20 protein-coding genes are annotated in these 22,545 nt (G+C 68.8%); 4 read left to right on the top strand and 16 right to left on the bottom strand.

Going from position 1 to position 22,545, the window contains the following annotated elements; all coding sequences use genetic code 11:
• Nucleotides 1-26 precede the first annotated feature (26 nt).
• The 5 genes from BOX17_RS09835 to BOX17_RS09815 form a co-directional block, all read right to left on the bottom strand.
• Nucleotides 27-1,427: an MFS transporter gene (locus BOX17_RS09835; protein WP_071944104.1), complete on the bottom strand. Its 1,401-nt coding sequence runs from the start codon at nucleotides 1,425-1,427 to the stop codon at nucleotides 27-29.
• Between the two features lie 94 nt (nucleotides 1,428-1,521).
• Nucleotides 1,522-1,908, bottom strand: a complete 387-nt coding sequence (locus BOX17_RS09830; protein WP_071944102.1) for a hypothetical protein — start codon at nucleotides 1,906-1,908, stop codon at nucleotides 1,522-1,524.
• A 93-nt stretch (nucleotides 1,909-2,001) separates the two neighbouring features.
• A complete protein-coding gene (gene lysS / locus BOX17_RS09825; RefSeq protein WP_071944100.1) occupies nucleotides 2,002-3,540 on the bottom strand; it encodes a lysine--tRNA ligase in 1,539 nt (512 codons plus the stop codon).
• A 75-nt stretch (nucleotides 3,541-3,615) separates the two neighbouring features.
• Nucleotides 3,616-4,711 (bottom strand): peptide chain release factor 2 gene (prfB, locus tag BOX17_RS09820; protein WP_164508654.1). Its coding sequence is split into 2 segments (ribosomal slippage): nucleotides 3,616-4,638 and nucleotides 4,640-4,711, totalling 1,095 coding nucleotides; the frame shifts between segments, so codons are not numbered across the junction.
• Between the two features lie 195 nt (nucleotides 4,712-4,906).
• Nucleotides 4,907-6,271 carry an OmpP1/FadL family transporter gene (locus BOX17_RS09815; RefSeq protein WP_071946799.1) on the bottom strand — a complete coding sequence of 455 codons (1,365 nt, stop codon included), beginning with the start codon at nucleotides 6,269-6,271 and terminating at the stop codon, nucleotides 4,907-4,909.
• Nucleotides 6,272-6,556: 285 nt separating this feature from the next.
• On the opposite strand from BOX17_RS09815, the gene BOX17_RS09810 reads away from it, so the two are divergent.
• From BOX17_RS09810 to BOX17_RS09800, 3 genes are all read left to right on the top strand, one after another.
• Nucleotides 6,557-7,000 carry a MerR family transcriptional regulator gene (locus BOX17_RS09810; RefSeq protein ID WP_071944096.1) on the top strand — a complete coding sequence of 148 codons (444 nt, stop codon included), beginning with the start codon at nucleotides 6,557-6,559 and terminating at the stop codon, nucleotides 6,998-7,000.
• 251 nt (nucleotides 7,001-7,251) lie between these two features.
• On the top strand, nucleotides 7,252-9,819 hold the full coding sequence (locus tag BOX17_RS09805; protein WP_071946797.1) for a heavy metal translocating P-type ATPase: 2,568 nt from the start codon (nucleotides 7,252-7,254) through the stop codon (nucleotides 9,817-9,819).
• A gap of 117 nt (nucleotides 9,820-9,936) precedes the next feature.
• Nucleotides 9,937-10,356, top strand: a complete 420-nt coding sequence (locus tag BOX17_RS09800) for a VOC family protein (RefSeq protein WP_071944094.1) — start codon at nucleotides 9,937-9,939, stop codon at nucleotides 10,354-10,356.
• Between the two features lie 144 nt (nucleotides 10,357-10,500).
• On the opposite strand, the gene BOX17_RS09795 is transcribed toward BOX17_RS09800, so the two are convergent.
• The 11 genes from BOX17_RS09795 to ffh all read right to left on the bottom strand — a co-directional run bounded on the left by BOX17_RS09795 (nucleotide 10,501) and on the right by ffh (nucleotide 21,471).
• Nucleotides 10,501-11,118 (bottom strand): YitT family protein, encoded by a 618-nt coding sequence (locus BOX17_RS09795; protein ID WP_071944092.1) that lies wholly within the window; start codon nucleotides 11,116-11,118, stop codon nucleotides 10,501-10,503.
• A gap of 10 nt (nucleotides 11,119-11,128) precedes the next feature.
• Nucleotides 11,129-12,826, bottom strand: coding sequence for a single-stranded-DNA-specific exonuclease RecJ (locus BOX17_RS09790; protein ID WP_425268709.1), 1,698 nt, complete (start codon nucleotides 12,824-12,826; stop codon nucleotides 11,129-11,131).
• Nucleotides 12,827-13,111: 285 nt separating this feature from the next.
• Nucleotides 13,112-14,500, bottom strand: a complete 1,389-nt coding sequence (gene thrC, locus BOX17_RS09785) for a threonine synthase (RefSeq protein ID WP_071944090.1) — start codon at nucleotides 14,498-14,500, stop codon at nucleotides 13,112-13,114.
• Nucleotides 14,501-14,503: 3 nt separating this feature from the next.
• Entirely contained in the window at nucleotides 14,504-15,820 is a 1,317-nt protein-coding gene (locus BOX17_RS09780) for a homoserine dehydrogenase (protein WP_071944088.1), read from the bottom strand.
• Nucleotides 15,821-15,917: 97 nt separating this feature from the next.
• Nucleotides 15,918-16,658, bottom strand: a complete 741-nt coding sequence (locus BOX17_RS09775) for a DsbC family protein (RefSeq protein WP_071944086.1) — start codon at nucleotides 16,656-16,658, stop codon at nucleotides 15,918-15,920.
• Between the two features lie 3 nt (nucleotides 16,659-16,661).
• A complete protein-coding gene (xerD, locus tag BOX17_RS09770; RefSeq protein ID WP_083582127.1) occupies nucleotides 16,662-17,564 on the bottom strand; it encodes a site-specific tyrosine recombinase XerD in 903 nt (300 codons plus the stop codon).
• A gap of 119 nt (nucleotides 17,565-17,683) precedes the next feature.
• On the bottom strand, nucleotides 17,684-18,040 hold the full coding sequence (gene rplS, locus BOX17_RS09765; RefSeq protein WP_071944082.1) for a 50S ribosomal protein L19: 357 nt from the start codon (nucleotides 18,038-18,040) through the stop codon (nucleotides 17,684-17,686).
• A gap of 166 nt (nucleotides 18,041-18,206) precedes the next feature.
• Complete coding sequence (gene trmD, locus BOX17_RS09760) at nucleotides 18,207-18,968, bottom strand: tRNA (guanosine(37)-N1)-methyltransferase TrmD (protein ID WP_071944081.1); 762 nt, start codon at nucleotides 18,966-18,968, stop codon at nucleotides 18,207-18,209.
• A gap of 29 nt (nucleotides 18,969-18,997) precedes the next feature.
• Nucleotides 18,998-19,546 (bottom strand): ribosome maturation factor RimM, encoded by a 549-nt coding sequence (gene rimM / locus BOX17_RS09755; RefSeq protein ID WP_071944079.1) that lies wholly within the window; start codon nucleotides 19,544-19,546, stop codon nucleotides 18,998-19,000.
• Nucleotides 19,547-19,584: 38 nt separating this feature from the next.
• Entirely contained in the window at nucleotides 19,585-19,833 is a 249-nt protein-coding gene (gene rpsP, locus BOX17_RS09750) for a 30S ribosomal protein S16 (RefSeq protein WP_071944078.1), read from the bottom strand.
• Between the two features lie 228 nt (nucleotides 19,834-20,061).
• Nucleotides 20,062-21,471: a signal recognition particle protein gene (ffh, locus tag BOX17_RS09745; protein WP_071944076.1), complete on the bottom strand. Its 1,410-nt coding sequence runs from the start codon at nucleotides 21,469-21,471 to the stop codon at nucleotides 20,062-20,064.
• A gap of 227 nt (nucleotides 21,472-21,698) precedes the next feature.
• On the opposite strand from ffh, the gene BOX17_RS09740 reads away from it, so the two are divergent.
• A complete protein-coding gene (locus BOX17_RS09740) occupies nucleotides 21,699-22,499 on the top strand; it encodes a cytochrome C assembly family protein (protein ID WP_071944074.1) in 801 nt (266 codons plus the stop codon).
• Nucleotides 22,500-22,545: the final 46 nt, after the last annotated feature.

The following is a 22,545-nucleotide window of genomic DNA, read 5'->3' as shown; positions in this document are numbered from 1 at the left end:
CTTCCGCCCGGGTCCGACGACGTCCGCTAGGTCCGGGCACGACGCGCCTCTCGCTGCGCCCGCCCGGCCAGGCCGACCCGCGCAAGGCTCGCCGCGAGGGACAGCACGCAGGCCCCGGCCCCCGCCCAGAGCGTCGCCTGCACCGGGGCACCGGCCGCCAGGAAGGCCCCGACCAGGGCGACCCCGAGGGACTGCCCCACCGTGCGGGTGGTACTCATCACGCCGGAGGCCCGGGCACTGCGCTCATGGGGAACGCTGGCCATCATCTCGCGATTGTTGGGTGGCTGGAAGAGGCCGAAGCCCAGCCCGCAGAGCGCCGTGCGCCACAGGCTGTCGGCCACCTCGGCCTCGGCATCCAGCCCGGCCAGGGCGGCCAGGCCCAACAGCAGCAGCACCAGGCCGGCACTGGAGAGCAGGCTGGGATTGACCCGGTCCGCCAGCCGGCCGGCCAGCGGCCCCACCACCATGATCGCCAGCGGCCAGGGGGTGAACATCCAGGCGGTCTGGAGCGGCGTGAACCCCATCTCCTGCTGATAGAGGAAGGAGAGGGCCACGAAGGCCAGCCCCTGGCCCACGAAGGCGAGCCCCGACGCGGACACCGCCAGCGAGAAGCGCCGCTCCGTGAACAGCGAGAGTGGCAGCAGGGGGTGGCGTGCCCGCCGCTGGCGGCGCAGGAAGAGCACGCCCGCCGCGACACTCACCCCCAGCCAGGCGAGCACCTCCCCGCCCGGTACGCCATGGCCGGCGCCATCGAGGCCGATGAAGAGTCCGGCCATCATGGCCACCGAGAAGAGCGCCCCGCGCCAGTCGAAGTCCTCACGGCGCCCCGCCTCCCGGGGCAGCGCCCGCCAGGCCAGGCTGGCGGCACAGAGCCCCAGGGGAACATGCAGGGCAAAGAGCAACGGCCAGCTGGCCACAGACAGCATCAGGCCACCGATGGCCGGGCCCGCCGCATAGCCGCCGGCCACCACCAGGGCGGAGAGCCCCAGCGCGCTGCCGAGCAGCCGCGAGGGAAAGATCGAACGATAGAGCGATGGCCCGATGGACAGGGTGGCCGCCGCCCCGAGCCCCTGCAGGGCGCGGAACAGCAGCAGGGTCTCCAGGTCGGGCGACAGGGCGCTGCCGAGGGCGGCCAGGGTGAACAGGCCCACCCCGGCCGTGTAGAGGCGGTAGCGGCCGACCCGCTCGCTCAGGGCGGCGAAGATCAGCAGGAAGGCGGCACAGACGACCTGGAAGAGGTTGGTGACCCAGACCACCCGCGAGGGGGAGGCCTCGAGGTCGGCGGCGATGGTGGGCAGCGCGATGTTGACCATGGTGGTGTCCACCACCGCCATCAGGGTCCCGAGGATCAGCGCCAGCACGGCCAGGCGCCGCTCCGGTCCCGGCAGGCCGTCGTCGCCGGGACGGGTCGCGAAGAGTCGACTCATCCTGTTTCCGTCAATCAGGGTCCGTCAAAGCGGAAACCGGCCGAAGCCGGTTTCTCGAGGTCGCCGTCGCGGGGACAGCAGCACGACAGGCGCGTCAGTCCTGGTCGGTCTCCAGGAGGAGGGCGTCGTCCACCTCGGAGATCTCCAGTGCGGCCTCGTTGTCCAGGTCGATGGCCAGGTAGCTGTGCTCGACCTGCAGGAAGCGCTGGAAGAGCGTCCAGTCCAGGGCCTCCGGCCACTGGCGCTCGTCCTCTTCCCAGGCGCGCAGCTCGGTCTCGAGGATCTCGAGGAAGCGCTCGCGCACGAAGCCCTCCAGGGCCTCCGGCGTGTCCATCTCCGGGATCAGGTAGACGGTGCTTTCGCGTTCGACGTCGGCCAGGGTCAGGTCGTCCCCGTCCATGGTGGGTTCCAGGGCATTGATCCAGTCCACGAAATGCCGGGTCGGCCTGACGCTCAGGGCGGAGCGGTTGAGCAGTTTCATCACGGTCTCCTCGACATCGAAACGGTGACCATTATGGGCGCTCGCGGCGCCCCTTACCAACACTTCCGCCCTCGCCGTGGCCGGCCGCCCCGCTCACTCCGCCTCGGGGCGCATGGCGGGGAACAGCAGGACGTCGCGGATCGAGGCGCTGTCGGTGAACAGCATCACCAGACGGTCGATGCCGATGCCCTCGCCGGCGGTGGGCGGCAGCCCGAACTCCAGGGCACGAACGTAGTCGGCGTCGTAGTACATCGCCTCGAGGTCTCCGGCCTCCTTCTCCTCGGCCTGGGCCCGGAATCGCTCGGCCTGGTCCTCGGCGTCGTTGAGCTCCGAGAAGCCGTTGGCGATCTCGCGGCCGCCGACGAAGAACTCGAAGCGCTCGGTGACGAAGGGATCACTGTCCTTGCGCCGGGCCAGGGGACTCACCTCGGTGGGGTACTCGGTGATGAAGGTCGGCTGCTGGAGGCGATGCTCGACGGTCTTCTCGAAGATCTCGATCTGGATCTTGCCCAGTCCCCAGCCATCCTTAACGTCGATGTCCAGGCGCTCGGCGATCTGGCGGGCGGCCGCCTCGTCGGCCAGGGCCTCGGCGTGGATGTCGGGGTTGAACTCGAGGATGGCGTCGAAGACGGTGATCCGGCGCAGCGGCTGGCCGAAGTCGTACTCGAAGGTCTCCAGCACCTCGCCCTCGGCATTGCGCACGGTGTTGACCACGGTCGTGGTACCCAGCACCTTCTCGGCCACGCTGCGCAGCATCTCCTCGGTGAGGTCCATCAGGTCATGGTGGTTGGCATGGGCCTGATAGAACTCGATCATGGTGAACTCGGGGTTGTGCCGGGTGGAGAGCCCCTCGTTGCGGAAGTTGCGGTTGATCTCGAAGACCCGCTCGAAGCCGCCTACCACCAGGCGCTTGAGATAGAGCTCCGGCGCGATGCGCAGGTACATGTCGATGTCCAGCGCATTGTGATGGGTGACGAAGGGCCGGGCCGTGGCGCCGCCGGGAATCGGCTGGAGCATCGGCGTCTCGACCTCCATGAAGCCGCGATCCTCGAAGAAGCGGCGCATGGCGCTGATCACCCCGGCCCGGGCCTCGAAGACCCGACGCGAGTCCGGGTTCATGATCAGGTCGACGTAGCGCTGGCGGTAGCGCGCCTCCATGTCGGTCAGGCCGTGGAACTTGTCGGGCAGCGGACGCAGGCTCTTGGTGAGCAGCCTGGCCTCTTCCATCATCACGTAGAGATCGCCCTTGCCCGACTTGTGCACCGGACCGCGGCCGGCCACGATGTCGCCGATGTCCCAGCCCTTGACGTCGTCCAGCACCTCGGCCGGCAGCCCCTTCTTGTCGACGTAGAGCTGGATCGTGCCGGAGGGATCCTGGATGACGATGAAGGGCCCGCGCTTGCGCATGATCCGCCCGGACACGGCGGCCGGGCGTCCCAGCGCCTCCAGCTCGGCCTTGTCCCGGTCGCCGAGCTCGTCGACCAGTTCGGCCGCCAGGCTGTCGCGGCGGAAATCGTTGGGAAAGGCGCTCTCGCCGGTGCCGGCGGCGCGCTCGCGGCGCGCGGCCAGCTTGGCACGGCGCTCGGCGATCAGGCGGTTCTCGTCGTTCTGCGGTGAATCCGGGTTGGCCATGTCGCTACCTGTGAAAGAGTGGGCGTCGAGCCGTGCACCGGACGCGGAGCGCCCGGTGCACGGCAAGGCAAGGGGTCAAAGGCCCTGTTTCAGGCTGGCTTCGATGAACTGGTCCAGGTCGCCGTCCAGCACCTTGTCGCAGTTGCTCGACTGCACGCCGGTGCGCAGGTCCTTGATGCGCTGGTCATCCAGCACGTAGGAACGGATCTGGCTGCCCCAGCCGATATCGGCCTTGGAGTCCTCGGCCTCCTGCTTGGCCGCGTTGCGCTTCTGCATCTCGTGTTCCCACAGCTTCGCCTTGAGCTGCTTCATGGCGAAGTCGCGGTTGGCGTGCTGGCTGCGCTGGCTCTGGCAGGCCACCACGATCCCGGTGGGCTCGTGGGTGATGCGCACGGCGGAGTCGGTGGTGTTGACGTGCTGACCGCCGGCCCCGCTGGAGCGGTAGGTGTCGACGCGCAGGTCCGAGGGATTGATCTCGACCTCGAAGCTGTCATCCACCTCCGGCGACAGGAACACCGAGGCGAACGAGGTGTGGCGGCGACCGCCGGAGTCGAAGGGGCTCTTGCGCACCAGCCGGTGCACGCCGGTCTCGGTACGCAGCCAGCCGAAGGCGTAGTCGCCCTGGACGTGCACCGAGGCCGACTTGATGCCCGCCACCTCGCCGGCGGAGACCTCGATGATCTCGGCCTTGAAGCCGTGATGCTCGGCCCAGCGCAGGTACATGCGCAGCAGCATGTTGGCCCAGTCCTGGGCCTCGGTGCCGCCGGAGCCGGCCTGGATGTCGAGGTAGGCGTTGTTCTCGTCCATCTCACCGGAGAACATGCGCCGGAACTCGAGCTTCTCGAGGTTGGCCTGCATGCCGTCGAGTTCCTTCTGGACCTCGGCGACGGTGCCCTCGTCCTCCTCCATCTCGGCCAGTTCCAGCAGGTCACGGCTGTCGCCCAGGCCCTGGTCGAGCTCGTCAATGGTGGCGACGATGGTCTCCAGCGTCGCCCGCTCCTTGCCGAGCTTCTGGGCATAGTCCGGGTCGTTCCAGACCTCCGGGTCCTCCAGCTCGCGGGTGACTTCCTCTAGCCGATCCTTCTTCTCGGCATAGTCAAAGATACCCCCTCAGGACGTCTGTCCGTTCGGACAGGTCCTTGATGAGGCTATGGATGGGGTTGGTTTCCAGCATGGGCTCGCTCGCCTGAATCTGCAGTGGAAAGACGGCCGCCGCGGCGCTGGCGCAACGCCAGGGGCCCGGCGGCCCGGAAAGTCGGCCATTGTAGCGAAACCGGCCCAAGCTCGCATCCACCCTGAGCGCCCGGCCCCACACGACGAGACCCGGCCGAAGCCGGGTCTCGAGGTGCCGCCGGATGGGCCGGCGTCAGAAGCGATAGTCCACCGAGAGGGCGAAGACGTCCGCCTCGATCTCGTAGGTGCCGTTCAGGCTACCCTTGGTCGCGTTCTCTTCCTTGTTGCCGTCCTGGTCGATGTCGGCATCGTTGGCGAAGACGTGCATGTAGCCGGCAGTGACGCCGAGCTCGGGCGTGGGCATCCAGGTGGCGCCCAGAGTCGCCCAGCGACGATCGTTGTCCGGCACCCGCGGGGTGCGGTACTCGGCACTCGGGATCGGGCTCTCGTCGAGGCCGAGGCCCGCGCGCAGCAGCCACTGCGGGGTCAGCGCGTAGTTGGCCCCCACCGAGAAGGCCCAGGTATCGTCCCAGTTCTCGGTGGTGGTGCTGTCGGGGGTGCTGTCCTCGAACTCGACGGTCAGCTCGTCGAAGCTGCTCCACTCGGTCCACTCGGCGTTGGCCATCAGCGCCAGCCGATCGGTCAGCTGGTGGTAGACCCCCAGGTTCAGGTTGGCCGGCGTCGTCAGCTCCGCCGCCCCCCCTCCGTTTGTAAACGTATCCGCGTCCTGAGTGTCCGCAAGGACGTCCTGACCAACGGGATTGTCTGAGCTAAAGCGTGCATCACCTTCCAATGTCAGGTCGATCTCGGAGCGGTAGCTCGCACCCAGCCGCGTCCTGTCGGTGACCTGGAAGAGCGCGCCCAGCGTATAGCCATACCCCCAATCATCGCCCGTAACCTCGGCAAAACCATCGGCCTGCCCAGCCTGAGTGGCCAGGAATGCAGCCTCAGCGCCAGAGGCCTGTGATGCCCCTATTGAGGCTAGGTCGAGTGAGTTGGAGAGCGTCGCATCGGCATACTGGGCCCGCAGGCCGACGGCCAGGTTCAACCGCTCGGAGGCCCGGTAGTTCAGGGTCGGCTGGAAGTCGATGGTGGTCAGCTCGGTCTCCACGGCGTGGTAGCGGCCGATCCACTCCTGGTCGTACTTGGTGGAGAGCCCATAGGGCGCATAGATGGCCAGCCCCAGGTCGAAGCGGTCGTTGAGCTGGGTCTTGGCGGCGAAGCTCGGCACCACGGCCGTCTCGCCGCCCTGGCCGGACTGGTTCTCGCCATAAGAGGTCAAGGCGTTGGAGGCCGAGGCATCCTGCAGTTCGAAGTCGGCCTCGATATAGGCCACCCCACCGGCCACCTGGTTGCCGTCGATGTTGCCGATGGCGGCCGGGTTGTAGGCCATGAAGCTGGCGTCCTCGGCGCCGGCGGCGGCGTTGGACAGGGCGTTGGCCAGGGTCTTGGCGCTCTGCTCACGGACCTGGAAGCCAGAGGCGGCGGCCTGGCTGGCGATCAGCGCGGTGGAGGCGAGGGCGATGGCAACGGTCAGCTTGTTGAACGTGGTGGGCATATGGCGAGGCATCCCTATTCCTGGTGAAGGATTGTTGTCGTTCTTGCCGCAGGGCGGTCAGGTCCAGGCCAGTGTTTGCGAATCCCCCACCCGGGATCAAGTACAAACGACCGTTTGAAAGCAAAAAATGCTAATACTTTGGTCGCACGGCCGTTTTAATTTCTTATCTTTCATGACCTTAGCCAACATGCGACCCCCGGAGCCGGCCGGCCACCATCCTGCCTTGACCTATGGGTAACCCAAGGGTTTTACACTATCAGCATGACATCCACTGGAGACCTGTCGATGAAGGTCAGCGAACTCGCCCGCCTGGCCGGCGTCACCGCCGAGACCGTGCGCCACTACACCCGCGAGGGGCTGCTGCATCCCGAGCGCCACCCCGAGAACGGCTACCAGCTGTTCGGGCAGGCCGACCTGGACCGGCTGCGCTTCATCCAGCGCGCCCGCACCCTGGGGTTCGGCGTGGCCGAGATCCGCGACATCCTCGACCATGCCGACCATGGCGATTCGCCCTGCCCGATGGTGCGCGACCTGCTGGCCGGTCGACTGCCTCAGATCCGGGAGCGGATCGCCGAGCTGGAGGCGCTGGCCTCCCGCATGGAGCAGGCCCTGGCGGCCTGGGAAAAGATGCCCGACGGCACGCCGGACGGCCACAGCCTCTGCCGCCTGATCGAGAGCTTTCCCGAACCGCTCAACGCCGACGTCGACGCCGGCAAGGAGGTCCAATGACCGCCAGACACACCTTCGAGCGCCAGGTCCCCGGCATGAATTGCCAGGGCTGCGTGGCCACGATGCGCCGGGCCATCCAGGTCCGGGACGAGGGGGCCGAGGTCACGGGCACCCCAGACGAGAAACGCCTGGACGTCGCCACCGAGCTGGACGGTGAGACCCTGGACGCCCTGCTGCGCGAGGCGGGCTATCCGCCCGCGGAGGACGAGGCCACGCCGACACCGGCATCCCGGAGACGCCAGATCCCCGGCATGAGCTGCCAAGGCTGTGTGGCCAGCATGCGCAAGGCCATCCAGGCACGGGATCCCGACGCCGAGGTGGTCGGCACCCCGGCCGAGAAGCGACTCGAGGTCACCACCCTCCTCTCGGCGACCGAGCTGGACGAGGCGCTCATTGATGCCGGCTACCCGCCCGGCGAGCGCGACGGTGACGACGAGACTCACGCCGAGGCGGACGCCTCCCGCCAGGCCGAGACGCCCGACAACGTCGCGCCGGAGGCGCCCCAGCCTCCTGCCGCGAGCGACGAGCCGGGTGGAGAGCAGCGGCCGACCACGCGACGCTTCTCGATCAGCGGCATGACCTGCGCCAGCTGCGTGAAGAGCGTCCAGCAGGCCCTCGAGCGGACGCCGGGGGTGGTCAGCGCGGAGGTCAACTTCGGCACCCACACCGCCCAGGTGCGCGGCAGCGCCGACCCGGACGCCCTGGTGCGCGCCGTGCAGGACGTGGGCTATGGCGCCGAGCCCATCGTCGACATGCGCGAGGCGGAGGAGACCCGGGCGCGCAAGGACGAGCAGACCTATCGAGAACGCCTCAGGGGCAGCCTGCTGTCGCTTGCGCTGGCCGTGCCGCTGATGGCCAGCATGTTCGTCTACCACCCCCAGCCGGTGGGCGGAGGCCGCCTCTACTGGCTGGTGATCGGCCTGCTGACGCTGGCGGTGATGGCCTATCCGGGTCGCCACTTCTTCGCCAACGCCTGGAAGAACCTCCGCCACCACCAGGCCAACATGGACACCCTCATCGCCATGGGCACCGGCACCGCCTGGCTCTACTCCATGGTGGTGGTGGGCTTCGCCCCCTGGCTGCCCGAGGTGGCAAGGGGCATCTACTTCGAGGCCTCGGCGATGGTCATCGGCCTGGTGCTGCTGGGCAACGCCCTGGAGCTGCGCGCCCGGGGGCGCACCAGCGAGGCCTTGAAGCGCCTGCTCGACCTGCAGAGCCGCACCGCCCGGGTGATCCGCGACGGCGAGGAGCACGAGGTCGACATCGACGAGGTCCGCCAGGGCGACCACATCCGCGTGCGCCCCGGCGAGCGCCTGCCGGTGGACGGCGAGGTGACCGAGGGGCAGAGCCACATCGACGAGTCGATGCTGACCGGCGAGCCCGTTCCCGTGGCCAAGGCCGAGGGCGACGAGGTGAGCGCCGGCACCGTCAACGGCAAGGGCGGCCTCGTCTACCGCGCCACCCGCGTGGGGGCGAACACCCGCCTCGGCCAGATCACCGAGCAGGTGGCCAGCGCCCAGGCCTCCCGTCCGCCCATCGGGGACCTGGCCGACAAGGTATCGAGCATCTTCGTGCCCTCGGTGATGATCATCGCCGTGATCACCGCGCTCGTCTGGTTCAATGTCGGCGCGGAGCCGCGGGTGATCCACATGCTGGTCACCGCCACCACGGTGCTGATCATCGCCTGCCCCTGCGCCCTGGGCCTCGCCACGCCAATCTCTACCATGATCGGGGTCGGCAAGGCCGCCGAGCATGGCGTGCTGGTCCGCAATGGCGACGCCCTGCAGACCGCCAGCAAGCTCTCCACCCTGGTGGTGGACAAGACCGGCACCCTCACCGAGGGCAAGCCCCGGGTCACCGAGGCCGAGGTGCTAGACGGCGACGAGCGGGAAGTACTGGGCCTGGTCGCGGCCCTGGAGCGCGGCTCCGAGCACCCCCTGGCCGAGGCCCTGACAGCACGTGCCGAGGCGCAGGGCGCCGAGCCCGGGGAGATACGCGACTTCGACACCGTCACCGGCGGCGGTGTCACGGCGACGACTGCCGACGGCCGAGCGCTGCTGCTGGGCAATGCCCGCCTGCTGGAGGAGGCAGGCGTCGACCTGGCCGGCGGCCGCGAGATCGCCACCGGGCTCGAGGAGAAGGCCCGCACCGTGGTGTACCTCGCCGTGGACGCCAGGCTGGTCGCCGTGTTCGGGATCAGCGACCCGCTGCGCCACGATGCCCGCGAGGCGGTGAGGCGCCTGCAGGCCGACGGCCTGACGGTGGTGATGCTCACCGGTGACAACGAGCACACCGCCGCCGCCATCGCCCGGGAGGTGGGCATCGACGACTTCCTCGCCGGGCTCCTGCCCGAGGACAAGCTCGCCGAGATCGAGCGGCTGCAGGGCGAAGGCGAGGTGGTCGGCATGGTGGGCGACGGCATCAACGACGCACCGGCCCTGGCCCGTGCCGACGTGGGGTTCGCCATCGGCCAGGGCACCGACGTGGCCATCGAGAGCGCCGGCATCACCCTGGTGCGGGGCTCGCTGCACGGCGTGGCCTCGGCCATCGAGATCAGCCGGGCCACCCTCACCAACATCAAGCAGAACCTGGCAGGGGCCTTCGGCTACAACGTGCTCGGCATCCCCATCGCCGCCGGAGTGCTCTACCCCGTCACCGGCACCCTGCTCTCGCCGATGATCGCCGGCGCCGCCATGTCGCTCTCCTCGATCACCGTGGTGAGCAACGCCAACCGCCTGCGGCTCTTCAGGCCCCGCGACGACGGCGAGCAGCACGCCGCTGCCAAGCGAACTACAGGCACGAAGGAGGCCGACCAATGAGCTGGCTCGTGAACCTGGCGGGGCTCGCCCTGATCGCCCTGATCGTCTGGTGGTTCTGGGTGGCCGACCGCTGAGGGCTGCTAGGCTTCAGTCAGGACCCTCACCGCGGAGGCGCTCATGCCCGAGCTCAACGGTGTGCTGGAATCCGCGCTCTACGTGGCGGACATGGTCCGGGCGCGCGCCTTCTTCGAGGAGGTGATGGGGCTCTCGCCCTTCAACGCCGACCACCGTTTCACCGCCTATGACGCCGGGGCCGGCACCGTGCTGCTGCTGTTCCTGCAGGGCGAGACCCGGGAGACCGTGGTCCTGCCGAAGGGCATGGGCACCATCCCGCCCCACGATGGCGATGGCCGGGTGCACATGGCCTTCGCCATCGCCGCCGGGGAGCTGGCCGACTGGGAAACCCGACTGGAGCAGCACGGGATTCCGGTCGAGGGACGCACCCACTGGCCACGGGGCGGGGAGAGCCTTTATTTCCGCGACCCCGACGGCCACCTGCTGGAACTTGCCACCCCCGGCGTCTGGCCGACCTACTGAGCAAGCACTTGCGGGAGAGCCTGCCTTTCTGAGCGGCCGCGAGTACTGAGGCGCCCCCTCCCCTTCACCGGCTGCCGGCGCCCTGCCATGACGGCGACGCCACAGCCACCGGGGGACGCCCCCGGCGTCGGGTCGAGGGTCGGCTCAGCTGACCCCCATGTAGCGTCCCGGCTTGTGGTTCAGGGCGATGATCAGGTTGAGCGCCACGGCGCCCAGCACCGAGAGGCCGACCCGCTCCAGCGGCAGCACCGACAGGGCCACCAGCATGATCAGCCCGTCGATCCCCAGCTGCACGTAGCCTGCGCGCCAGCCGTAGCGGTCCTGCAGGAAGAGCGAGAGGATGTTGATGCCCCCGAGGCTCGTGCGGTGGCGGAAGAGCACCAGCATGCCGATGCCGATCAGGCTGCCGCCCATCAGCGAGGCGTAGAGCGGCTGCATCCACTCGATGCGGATCCAGCCGGCGGTCAGCTCCGAGAACACCGAGACCAGGGCGATGGCCACGAAGGTGCGCAGGGTGAAACTCCAGCCCATGCGCCGGATCGCCAGCCAGTAGAACGGCAGGTTGATCAGGAAGAACCCGACCCCGAAGCGCCAGCCGGTGGCGTACTGAAGCAGGAAGGCCAGACCGGCGGTACTGCCGGTGAGCAGCATGGCCTGAGTGTAGAAGCTCACGCCGAGGGCGACGAAGAGCGTGCCGACCAGCATGGCCATCACGTCCTCGTGGAGACGATGGGGGTCGGTGGGCAGGTCCTGGGGCTCCATCTTTCCTTCCTTATCGAGGCTCGGCGTGCTCGAGCATCAGCTGCAGGGACTCGCGCCCTCGCCAGCGGTTTCGGTTGAGCTTGAACGCGCAGTGAAGCGTGGCACCGACGCCGAAGGCCGGCACCTCACCGGGGGTGAGGGCGCGGAACCAGATCGCCTTCCGGCTCGCGGGCCCGGCCGAGAGCTCAAGCATCAGGTGGCTGCCGTCGGCACCCACCGGGCGCAGCGCCTCGACCAGGAACTCGCCCTCGAAGAGCGGGGCATCGAACTCCCGGCCATAGGGCCCGAGCCGCTCGAGCTCGTCCAGGGTGGCGAGGCTGAGCTGGTGGGGCGAGAGCTCGCCATCGGTGAGGATCCGCGGACGCAGCTCAGCATCGCCCAGCTGCTCGCCGACGGCCTGCAGGAAGGCGGCACGGAACCCCTCCAGATGCTCGGCCGGCACCCCCACCCCGGCGGCGCCGCGGTGGCCGCCGAAGCGCGGCAGCGTCTCCGGTGCCAGCTCGAAGGTGCGCTGCAGGGCATCGCGCAGGTGCAGGCCCTCGATGGAGCGCCCGGAGCCGGTCAGCATGCCGGGGGCCGCCGCCGGCGTCAGGACCAGGGCCGGGCGCCCGAAGGCCTGGACCAGTCGGGAGGCCACGATGCCCTGCACCCCGGGGTGGCCGTCCTCCAGGTAGACCACGATGGCCGGGGCGTCGGCGGCCAGGGCCGGCAGGGCCAGGGTCCTGGCCTCCTGGGCCATCTCGGCCTCGATCGCCTTGCGGGACTGGTTGTCCTGGTCCAGCGTCTCGAGGTGCCGCTGGGCCACCGTGTCGTCCGCGGCGAGCATGAAGTGCAGGGCCGCATAGGGATCGTCGAGCCGCGAACGGGCATTGATGCGCGGCCCCATCTGGAAGCCCAGGGTCTCGGCGTCGAAGGGCACGCTGTCGGCCCCCAGCCGGGCCGCCATGGCGCGCCAGCAGGCCGCCTCCATGCGATTGATCAGGGTGAGGCCATGGTGGACCACGGCGCGATTGGTCGCGCTGTCGCCCAGCGACACGCAGTCGGCCACGGTGCCCAGTGCCACGTAGGAGAGCCAGGGCGACAGCTTCGGGGTGGCCGGCGCCAGCACGCCCCACTCGACCAGCACCTGCCGGGCCAGCGACATCACGAGCCAGGCCACCATGCAGCCGGCGATGGTCGGATCCGGGTAGTCGCAGTCCTCGCGGGTCGGGTTCACGGTGGCGTAGGCCGAGGCCGGCGGCCCCTCCAGCGGCAGGGCATGGTGGTCGCTGACCACCACATCGACGCCGGCGGCCTTGAGTCGCGCGATGCGTGGCTCATCAGAGCTGCCGCAGTCGGCGGTGATCACCAGGCTCGGCCGCGGGGAGAGCGAGAGGGTGCGCTCCACGAGTGGCAGGCTGATGCCGTAGCCGTCATGGATGCGGTGGCCGATCAGGCTGTGCAGCCGTGCCTCGGGCACCCCGAACAGTTCGACCAGGGTGCGCCGGATCACCACATGGGAGGTGATGCCGTCCACGTCGTAGTCGGTGAGGATGCCGATGTGCTCGCCGTCCACCACCGCCTGGGCGATGCGCTCCGCGGCCCGGCGGGCATCCGTGAGCCGCTCGGGGTGGGCCAGGTGGCGCAGGCTCGGCGAGACCAGCGGCGCGAGTTCGCCCTGGTAGCCCTGGATCCGCCCGGCCAGCACGCGGGCCTGGAGCTCGGTCATCCCCTCCTCGAGGGCACGGGCATAGAGCGCCTCGTCGCGGGGGCGCGGCTCGATCCGCGGGCGCAGCCGTTCATTCAGGTCGATGGGATCGGTAACGGCATCCAAACCAGACTCCTGTGATTCGCGCTCACCGGCACGGCGATGCATGACCGCCATGCCCAGGCAGGGCGCCGGGGACAGGCCGAAGAGGAGGTCCGATGCCAGGGATGGCATCGGTAGCGCCCAGGGATGGGTTTACAGCGCCTCCTCGCCGGCCTGTCACCGGGTCAGCCCCAAGGGGGAAGGCTACCGACGGTTCTCGACAACGAACCGCTGCACGGCCGAGAGCTCCGCGGGCAGCACGGTGTAGCGCTCCTCGCGTTCGAGCAGGTCGTCCATGTGCGGCGGCAGCGGCACGCCGGGGAAGCCGGCCTTGACCACCGCCTCGGCGAACTTGGCCGGATGGGCCGTGGCCAGGGTGATCACCGGGGTCTCGGCATCGGCGCGCGCCCGTTCCGCCGCCCGGTAGCCGGTGGCGGTGTGCGGATCGAGGATCTCCTGGGTGCGATGGTGCGCCTCGCGGATCACTTCAAGGATGGTGGCATCGTCCACGCTGTGGCTGGCGAAGCTCTCGCGCAGCCGGGCCAGGGGCGCATCGGCCAGCGCCGTGGGCTCGGCCTGGAAGCGCTCGAGCAGGGCCGCCACCGCGGCCCCGTCGCGACCGTAGGCCTCGAACAGCAGGCGCTCGAAGTTGGACGACACCACGATGTCCATGGACGGGGCCAGCGTGGCCTTGAGCTCCTGCTTGGAAAAATCGTTGTCGGCAAGCGTCCGATGCAGGATGTCGTTGGCATTGGTGGCGATGATGAACTGCTTCACCGGCAGCCCCATGCGCTTGGCGATGTAGCCGGCGAAGACGTTGCCGAAGTTGGCCGAGGGCACGCAGAAGCTCACCGCCCGATGCGGGGCGCCGAGGGCCACGGCGGAGGCCACGTAGTAGACGACCTGGGCCATGATGCGCGCCCAGTTGATGGAGTTCACCGCCACCAGCCGGGTGCCGTCGAGAAACGACTGGTCGGCGAAGCTCGCCTTGACCATGGCCTGGGCGTCGTCGAAGTTTCCCTCGATGGCCACGTTGAAGACGTTGTCGGCGAGCACCGTGGTCATCTGGCGGCGTTGCACCTCCGAGACACGCTGGTGGGGATGGAGGATGAAGATGTCGAGGTTGTCGCAGTGCCGGCAGCCCTCGATGGCCGCCGACCCGGTGTCCCCGGAGGTCGCCCCCATGATCACCGCCCGCTCGCCACGCTTCTTCAGGAAGTGGTCGAGGATCCGGCCGAGCAGCTGCAGCGCCACATCCTTGAAGGCCAGCGTCGGGCCGTGGAAGAGCTCGAGCAGGAAATGGTTGGCGTCGAGCTGGTTGAGAGGCACCACGGCATCGTGGCTGAAGGTGGCATAGGCCTCCTCCACGATGCCGCGGAAGGTCGCGTCGTCGATCTCGCCGTTCACGTAGGGCTTCATGACCCGGAAGGCGATCTCCGCATAGGAGAGCCCGGCCATGGCGGCCAGGTCGTCATGGCCGAGGGCGGGGATCGTCTCCGGGACGTAGAGCCCGCCGTCGCTGGCCATGCCGGTGAGCACGACCTCCTCGAAGGACAGCGCAGGCGCCTGCCCACGGGTGCTGATGTAGCGCATGGCTTACTCCTGCTCGTCCAATGACTCGACGCGGATCCGCGTCACCGGGCCGGCGATGTCGGCCAGCGACTCGATCAGGCGGATGGCCTCGTTCATCTGCTTCTCGCGGGTGCGGTGGGTCAGCAGGATGATCGGCACAAGTTCCCCCTCGGTGGCCTCCTTCTGGATCAGCGCCTCGATGGAGATGCCCTGCTCGGAGAGGATGGTCGCCACCCGGGCCAGCACGCCGGGACGATCCACCGCCAGCAGCCGCAGGTAGTAGGCGGTGATGATGTCCTCCATGGGCATGATCGGCAGCTGGGTGACGTCGTCGCCGATGCCGCTGAAGGCCAGGTAGGGCACGCGGTAGTGGTGGTCGGTGGAGATGTCGCGGGCGACGTCCAGCAGGTCAGCGACCACCGCGGAGGCGGTGGGCTCGGCGCCGGCGCCGGCGCCGTAGTAGAGGGTCGGGCCCACGGCGTCGCCCATCACGGCGATGGCATTCTTGACGCCATGGACGCTGGCCAGCAGCCGCTCCTTGGGGATCAGGGTCGGGTGCACGCGCAGCTCGAGCCCCGCCTCGGTGCGCTTGGAGATCCCCAGGTGCTTGATCACGTAGCCCAGGTTGTCGGCCTGCTCCACGTCCTCGGCGGTGATCCGCGAGATGCCCTCGGTGAAGGCCTTGTCGAACTGCAGCGGCACGCCATAGGCGATGGAGGCGAGGATGGTCAGCTTGTGGGCGGCGTCGATACCCTCGACGTCGAAGGTCGGGTCGGCCTCGGCATAGCCCAGCGCCTGCGCCTCGGCGAGCACGTCCTCGAAGGCCCGCCCCTCGTCGCGCATGTGGGTGAGAATGTAGTTGCCGGTGCCGTTGATGATGCCGGCCACCCACTCGATGCGGTTGGCGCCGAGCCCCTCGCGCAGCGACTTGATCACCGGGATGCCCCCGGCGACCGCGGCCTCGAAGGCCACGATCACGCCCTTCTCGTGGGCGGCCTTGAAGATCTCGTTGCCGTGCACGGCGATCAGCGCCTTGTTGGCGGTGACCACGTGCTTGCCGTTCTCGATAGCGGTCAGCACCAGTTCGCGTGCCACGTCATAGCCGCCGATCAGCTCGACCAGCACGTCGATGTCGGGGTTGGTGGCCACCTCAAAGACGTCCGAGGTGGTCCGGATGCCGGTGGTGTCGCACTCGGGGTTGAGGCTGCGGAAGGCGACCTGCTCGATGACGATCGGACGGCCCGCCCGGCGGGCGATGTCGTCGGCATTGCGGATCAGCACGTTGAAGGTTCCGCCACCGACGGTCCCCAGGCCACAGATTCCCACTCTCACCGGTTTCAATGTCTTTCCCCTTGTTCTGGCGTGTGTCTCAGCGTGTTATGGGGCCCGTCCGGGCCCCTGGTGCCGACGTTCATCGACGTCGGTCATCTCTCGGCCATCATTGGGTCAGGCCGAGCATGGCGGCCAGACGCTCCGCCGGCACATAGCCGGGCACCAGGCGGCCGTCGGGCAGCACGATCGCCGGCGTGCCCTGCACGCCGAGCTGCATGCCCAGATGATACTGTTCCTCGACCGGATTGTCGCAGTCCGCGGACCCCGTCAGCGTCTCGTCGCGCTTGGCCGCCGTCAGGGCCTCGGCCGGATTGTCGGCGCACCACACCTGCTGGAGCTGTCGCCCGCCCGGCGAGCCCAGGCCGCTGCGCGGGAAGGCCAGGTAGTGGACCTCGATGCCCATCTCGTTGAGCCGCGGGACCTCCTCGTGGAGCTGGCGACAGTAGGGGCAGGTGGTGTCGGTGAAGACCATGAGCTCGGCGCGACTCTCGCCGGGGCCACGGAAGACCACCTGCTCGCTCTCCGGCACAACGGCGAGGCGCGCACTGCGTTCGGCGTTGCGCCGCTGCTCGGTGAGGTTGACCAGGCCGTTCTCGCCGTTCTCGTAGAGGTCGCCGACCAGGAAGTGGCTTCCCTCGGCGTTGCTGTAGAAGGTCTCGCCGCTCTCCAACGTCACTTCAAAGAAGCCCTCCAGGGGGGTCTCGCGGACGCGCTCCACCGGCATGGCCTGGCCGTTGACCGAGAGGGTCTCGGCCAGCTGCTCGGCCGGATCGGCCTGGGCGACAGGAAGCAGGGCCAGGGAGGCGGCGAGCAGGCCTCCGCCGAAGGTAAGGGTCGATAGTCTCATGGTTCAGCCTCGAGGGTGATGGTCGGCATGCAGGTCTTCCAGTCGCACCTGCGCCACATGGGTATAGATCTGCGTGGTCGAGAGATCGCTGTGACCGAGCAGCAGCTGTACGACACGCAGATTGGCCCCATGATTCAACAGATGGGTGGCAAAGGCGTGCCGCAGAGTATGGGGTGACAGCGGCCGGTCGATCCCGGCGACCCGCGCATGGGCCTTGATCCGGTACCAGAAGGCCTGGCGCGTCAGGCAGCGGTCATCGCGTCCGGGAAACAGGGCCGGCCGGGTGATGTCGGCCATCAGGGCGCCACGGGCGCTGCGCAGGTAGCGTTCGAGCCAGGCCACGGCCTCCTCGCCCAGCGGCACCAGGCGGTCCTTGTCGCCCTTGCCGCGCACCCTGACCACGCCCTGGCGCAGGTTGACCGCATCGGTGGTCAGTCCCACCAGCTCGCTGACCCGCAGCCCGGCCCCGTAGAGCACCTCCAGCATGGCCCGGTCGCGCACGCCCAGGTCGGTGGCGAGGTCCGGCGCCGCGAGCAGGCGCTCCACCTCGTCCTCCTCCAGGGTGTCGGGCAGCGAGGGGCGCACCCGCGGCAGGCGCACCTCGACCAGGGGGTCGTGGTCGACGAGTCCCTCGCCCAGGGCCCAGCGATAGAAGCGCCTGAGGCTGGCGAGCAGCCTGGCGTTGCTGCGCAGGCGATAGCCGGCCTCGCGACGCTCGTCGAGCCAGGCCGGCAGGGTCCCGCTCGCCGGCGCGAGCAGCGCCTCGCCGACGCTCTCCAGGCGTGCCTGCCAGCGGGTCAGGTCATGGCGATAGGCGGCCAGGGTGTTGTCGCTCGCCCCCTGCTCCAGCCACAGGCCGTCGAGGAAGGCATCGACCAGCGCACCGGCCTCCATGTGAGTTCCCATACGACTCCCGGACAGGCCCCATCAGAACGAAACCCCGCCCCGCGGCAGCGGTGACGGGGTTCCGGGAACGGGTGCGGGGCCTGGGGCCCCGACACCACGCGCGGGCAGAGGCGGTCGCCTCAGGCCAGCTTTTCCTTGATGCGGGCGGACTTGCCGCTGCGCTCGCGGAGGTAGTACAGCTTGGCCTGGCGCACGTCACCGCGACGCTTGACCTGGATGGAGTCGACCAGCGGGCTGTAGGTCTGGAAGGTACGCTCGACGCCGACACCGTGGGAGATCTTGCGCACGGTGAAGGCGGAGTTCAGGCCGCGGTTGCGCTTGCCGATGACGACGCCTTCGAAAGCCTGGAGACGCTCGCGGCTGCCTTCCTTGACCTTGACCTGGACGACCACGGTATCGCCGGGGGCGAAGGCCGGGACTTCCTTGCTCATCTGCTCGGTCTCGAGCGCCTGGATCACCTTGTTCTTGCTACTCATGACAACAACTCCTCGATAATGTCTCGTGACGCGCCGGATGCGGTTCGTCGCCGGCGTGTCGTGATCCCGGCGCCCGAGTCGAGCTCGAGAGCGCGGGAATGCTGTTGGTGACACAGGTCCGTCCTGCCCGCTCGGGGCGCGTGACGTCCTGCACCTCCGCCCTGACCTACCTCGTGGACAGCGCGTAGTCCTCGATGAACTCCTCGAGCAGCGTCCGCTGCTCGTCACTCAACGTCCTGCCTTCCAGCAGGTCGGGACGCCTGAGCCAGGTCCGCCCCAGGGACTGCTTCAGCCGCCAGCGCCGGATGGCGCCATGGTGGCCACTGAGCAGGACATCCGGCACCCGCCGCCCGTCGATCTCCTCGGGGCGGGTATAGTGCGGGCAGTCCAGCAGCCCGTCGTTGAAGGAGTCCTCGACCGCGGAATCCTGATGGCCCAGCACTCCGGGCACCAGCCTTGCCGCGGCATCGATCAGCACCATGGCCGGCAGCTCACCGCCGCTGAGCACATAGTCGCCGATCGACCACTCCTCATCGATGTCGGTTTCCACCACCCGTTCATCGATGCCTTCGTAGCGTCCGGCCACCACCACCAGGGGCGGGCCCGACGCCAGTTCCTGCACGCCCCGCTGATCCAGGCGACGTCCCTGGGGGGACAGGTAGATCACCTTCGCCCGCTCGCCGGTGGCGAGTTCGGCACGCTCGCGCGAGGCATGGATGGCCGCGCGCAGGGTGTCGACCTTCATCAGCATGCCCGGGCCGCCACCGTAGGGGCGATCGTCCACGGTGCGATGCCGGTCGGTGGCGTAGTCCCGGGGGTTCCAGAACTCGAGCGCGATGCGCCCCTTCTCCACCGCCCTGCCCGTGACGCCGTGGCGGGTGATCGCCTCGAACATCTCGGGAAACAGCGACACCACCCCGATCCACATGGCCGGCGACGCCGGGGACGAGTCTGTACTCAAAACTCGGGATCCCAGTCGACGGTCATCACGCCGCCCTCGAGATCCACGTCCAGCACCACCTCGCCGGGCAGGAAGGGCAGCAGCCGCTCGCGGGCCTCGATGCCCTCGTCGACCTCGCCCTTGACGACCATGACGTCGTTGGCGCCGGTCTCGAAGAGGTGGTCGACGCGTCCGAGCGAGGCGCCCTCGCGGGTCACCACCTTCAGCCCTTCGAGCTGATACCAGTAGTAGTCATCCCCGTCGAGCTCGGGCAGCTCGGCCTTGGGCAGCAGGATCTCGGCACCGGCCAGGGCCTCGGCCGCCTCGCGGCTGTCGACCCCTTCCAGCCTCGCCACCAGGCCCTTGCCCTGGCGTCGACCCTGGACAAGACCGATGCGGGTCAGCCGGCTCCCCTGACGCAACACCCACGCCGGATAGTCGAGGATGCCGTCCATGGGACTGGTGTACGAATACACCTTGAGCCAGCCCTTGACGCCGTAGGGGCTGGTCAGCTTGCCCAGCACCACGTGATCGTCGGCTGGCGTCGCTTGCGCGTGTTCGCTCATCGACGACCCCTGGACCGTTGCAGCCGGCAAGTCAGCCCTCAGGCCTGCTTGCGGGCTTCCTTGACCAGCTCGGCGACGCGGTCGGAGAGCTGGGCACCCTGGCTCTGCCAGTGGGTGATGCGCTCCAGGTCGACGCGCAGGCGCTCTTCCTGGCCACGGGCCACGGGATTGAAGAAGCCCAGGCGCTCGATGAAGCGACCATCACGGGACTTGCGGGAATCGGTCACGGTGAGGTGGTAGAAGGGACGCTTCTTGGCGCCACCACGTGCCAGACGAATGGTAACCATGCGTTGACTATCCTTCGGTTGAAGTTGCGGATGTTTCGGCCGAGGTGCCGATACCCTGCTGGCCCTCGACAATCTGCTCAGGGAAGCGGGCCGACGGCCCGGCTTCGGGTCATTCGGTCACGACGATGACCGCGTCGATCGCGGTCGTGCCTGTGAAGACGCGACATTCTACGGAAAAGCGCCCGACTTGGAAACCTTTTTGCGGGTGCCGCCGTACCACGGGAGGACTCAGCGCCACGGCATCCCGCCGGGACCGCCCATTCCGCCCATGCCACCGGGCCCGCCTGGGCCGCCGCCGCCCATCATGCCGGACATGCCGCGCATCATCTTCTGCATGCCGCCCTTCTTGCCCGCCTTCTTCATCATCTTCTGCATCTGCTTGTGCTGCTTGAGCAGGCGATTGAGGTCGGGCACCTGGAGGCCGGCGCCGGCGGCGATGCGACGCTTGCGCGAGCCGTTGATGATCTCGGGCTTGCGGCGCTCCTGGGGCGTCATGGAGTTGATCAGCGCCTCGAGCTTGCCCATCTCCTTCTCGGGGCCGGGCCCCTGGGCCATCTCGGCCATCTGCCCCATGCCCGGCAGCTTGCCCATGAGACCGCCCATGCCGCCCATCTTCTTGAGCTGCTGGAGCTGGTCGCGGAAGTCCTCCAGGTCGAACCCCTGGCCCTTCTTGACCTTCTTGGCCAGCTGCTCGGCCTTCTTCTTGTCGACCGTGCGCTCGGCATCCTCGATCAGCGAGAGCACGTCGCCCATACCGAGGATGCGCGAGGCCACCCGGTCCGGGTGGAAGGGCTCGAGGGCGTCGACCTTCTCGCCCACGCCCATGAACTTGATCGGCTTGCCGGTGACGTGACGCACCGACAGCGCCGCGCCGCCACGGGCGTCGCCGTCGGCCTTGGTGAGGATCACCCCGGTCAGCGGCAGCGCCTCGTGGAAGGCCTTGGCGGTGTTGACGGCATCCTGGCCGGTCATGGCGTCGACGACGAACAGCGTCTCGTCCGGCTTGACCGCCTGGTGCAGCGCCTGGATCTCGGCCATCATCGCCTCGTCGATGGCCAGGCGGCCGGCGGTATCGACCAGCACCACGTCGTGGAACTGGATCTTCGCGTGCTTGATGGCCGCCTCGGCGATGGCCACCGGCTGCTGGTCGGAGCGCGACGGGAAGAAGTCGACCTCGACCTCGCGGGCCAGGGTCTCCAGCTGGTCGATGGCCGCCGGACGATAGACGTCGGCCGAGACCACGAGCACCTTCTTCTTCTCGCGCTCGCGCAGGTAGCGCGCCAGCTTGGCCACGGAGGTGGTCTTGCCCGCGCCCTGCAGGCCCGCCATCAGCACCACCGCGGGCGAGCCCTTGAGGGTCAGTCCCTCGTTGGCCTCGCCCATGGTCGCCTCGAGCTCCTGCTGGACGATCTTGACGAACTGCTGGCCCGGGGAAAGGCTCTGGGAGACCTCCTGGCCCACGGCCCGCTCGCGCACGCGTTCGATGAAGTCCTTGACCACCGGCAGCGCGACGTCGGCCTCGAGCAGTGCCCGACGCACCTCGCGCAGGGTGTCCTTGACGTTGTCCTCGGTCAGGCGCGCCTGACCCTTGATGGACTTGAGCGTCTGGGACAGACGCTCGCTGAGGTTCTGGAACATGGGGCCTCTCCAATCACGATGGCCGGGGAGACCGAACCGACGTCGGCCGGGGGCTCCCTGCAATGGTCGAAAATTATACGCGCCCTGGCCGACAGTCTCCATGCATGACCGGCATTCGCTGCACCGGCAGGCTCGCCGCTGTGCTGTGCGCCGCCGGACGGATTCGGTATAGTGGCGACCTCACTCCTCAAGCTCAGGCGCTGGCGAAGGCGCACGGACAGCGATCGATGCAGCCGCTATCACTTGCCGTCATGGCCTTCCTCTTCTATCTGGGGGCCGCCTCCTGGCAGGGCCTGGCCCTGGCCCGACGGGTACCGCCGCGCGACCGGCTGGTGCGCGTTCTGTGCCTGTTCGGACTGTTCTGCCACCTGCCCCTGGCGGCCACGCTGCTGGCCCGCGGCGACTCGCTGCTGCCCGGCCTCTCGACCAGCGCGGTGCTGGTCAGCGCGCTGGCGGTCCTGCTGCTGCTGGTGGTCAGCGTCTTCAAGCCGGTGCTCAACATCGCCACTGGCCTGCTGCCCCTGGCCGGCCTGACCCTGCTGCTGGCTGCCGGCCTGCCGAGCCCGGAGCGCGGCACCGGCATGACGCCGGGCATCGCCCTGCACGCCCTGAGCAGCGCGCTGGCCTTCGCCCTGCTGGCGATCGCCGCCATCCAGGCGGTGCTGCTGGGCATCCAGAACCAGGCCCTTCGCCACCATCACATCCGCGGCGTGGTCCAGTCCCTGCCCCCGCTGACCACCATGGAGCGGATCCTCTTCGAACTGATCTGGGCCGGCATGATCCTGCTGACCCTGTCGATCGCCAGCGGCTTCCTGTTCGTCGACGACATGTTCGCCCAGCATCTGGCCCACAAGTCGATCCTCTCGCTGGCCGCCTGGGTGATCTTCGCCACCCTGCTGTTCAGCCACCATCGTCTCGGCTGGCGGGGCATGCGGGCGGTTCGCTGGACCCTCGGCGGCTGCCTCGTGCTGCTGCTGGCCTACTTCGGCAGCAAGTTCGTGCTGGAGATCGTGCTCCACCGAAGCTGAGGCCGGCACCCGCCTTGACACCGGATGACCGAGCCCCTACAACTCG

The organism is Halomonas aestuarii (assembly GCF_001886615.1).
Taxonomy (GTDB): domain Bacteria; phylum Pseudomonadota; class Gammaproteobacteria; order Pseudomonadales; family Halomonadaceae; genus Halomonas; species Halomonas aestuarii.
Note: the sequence above shows the minus strand (reverse complement) of the source record. Positions and strands in the feature narration are given on the sequence as shown.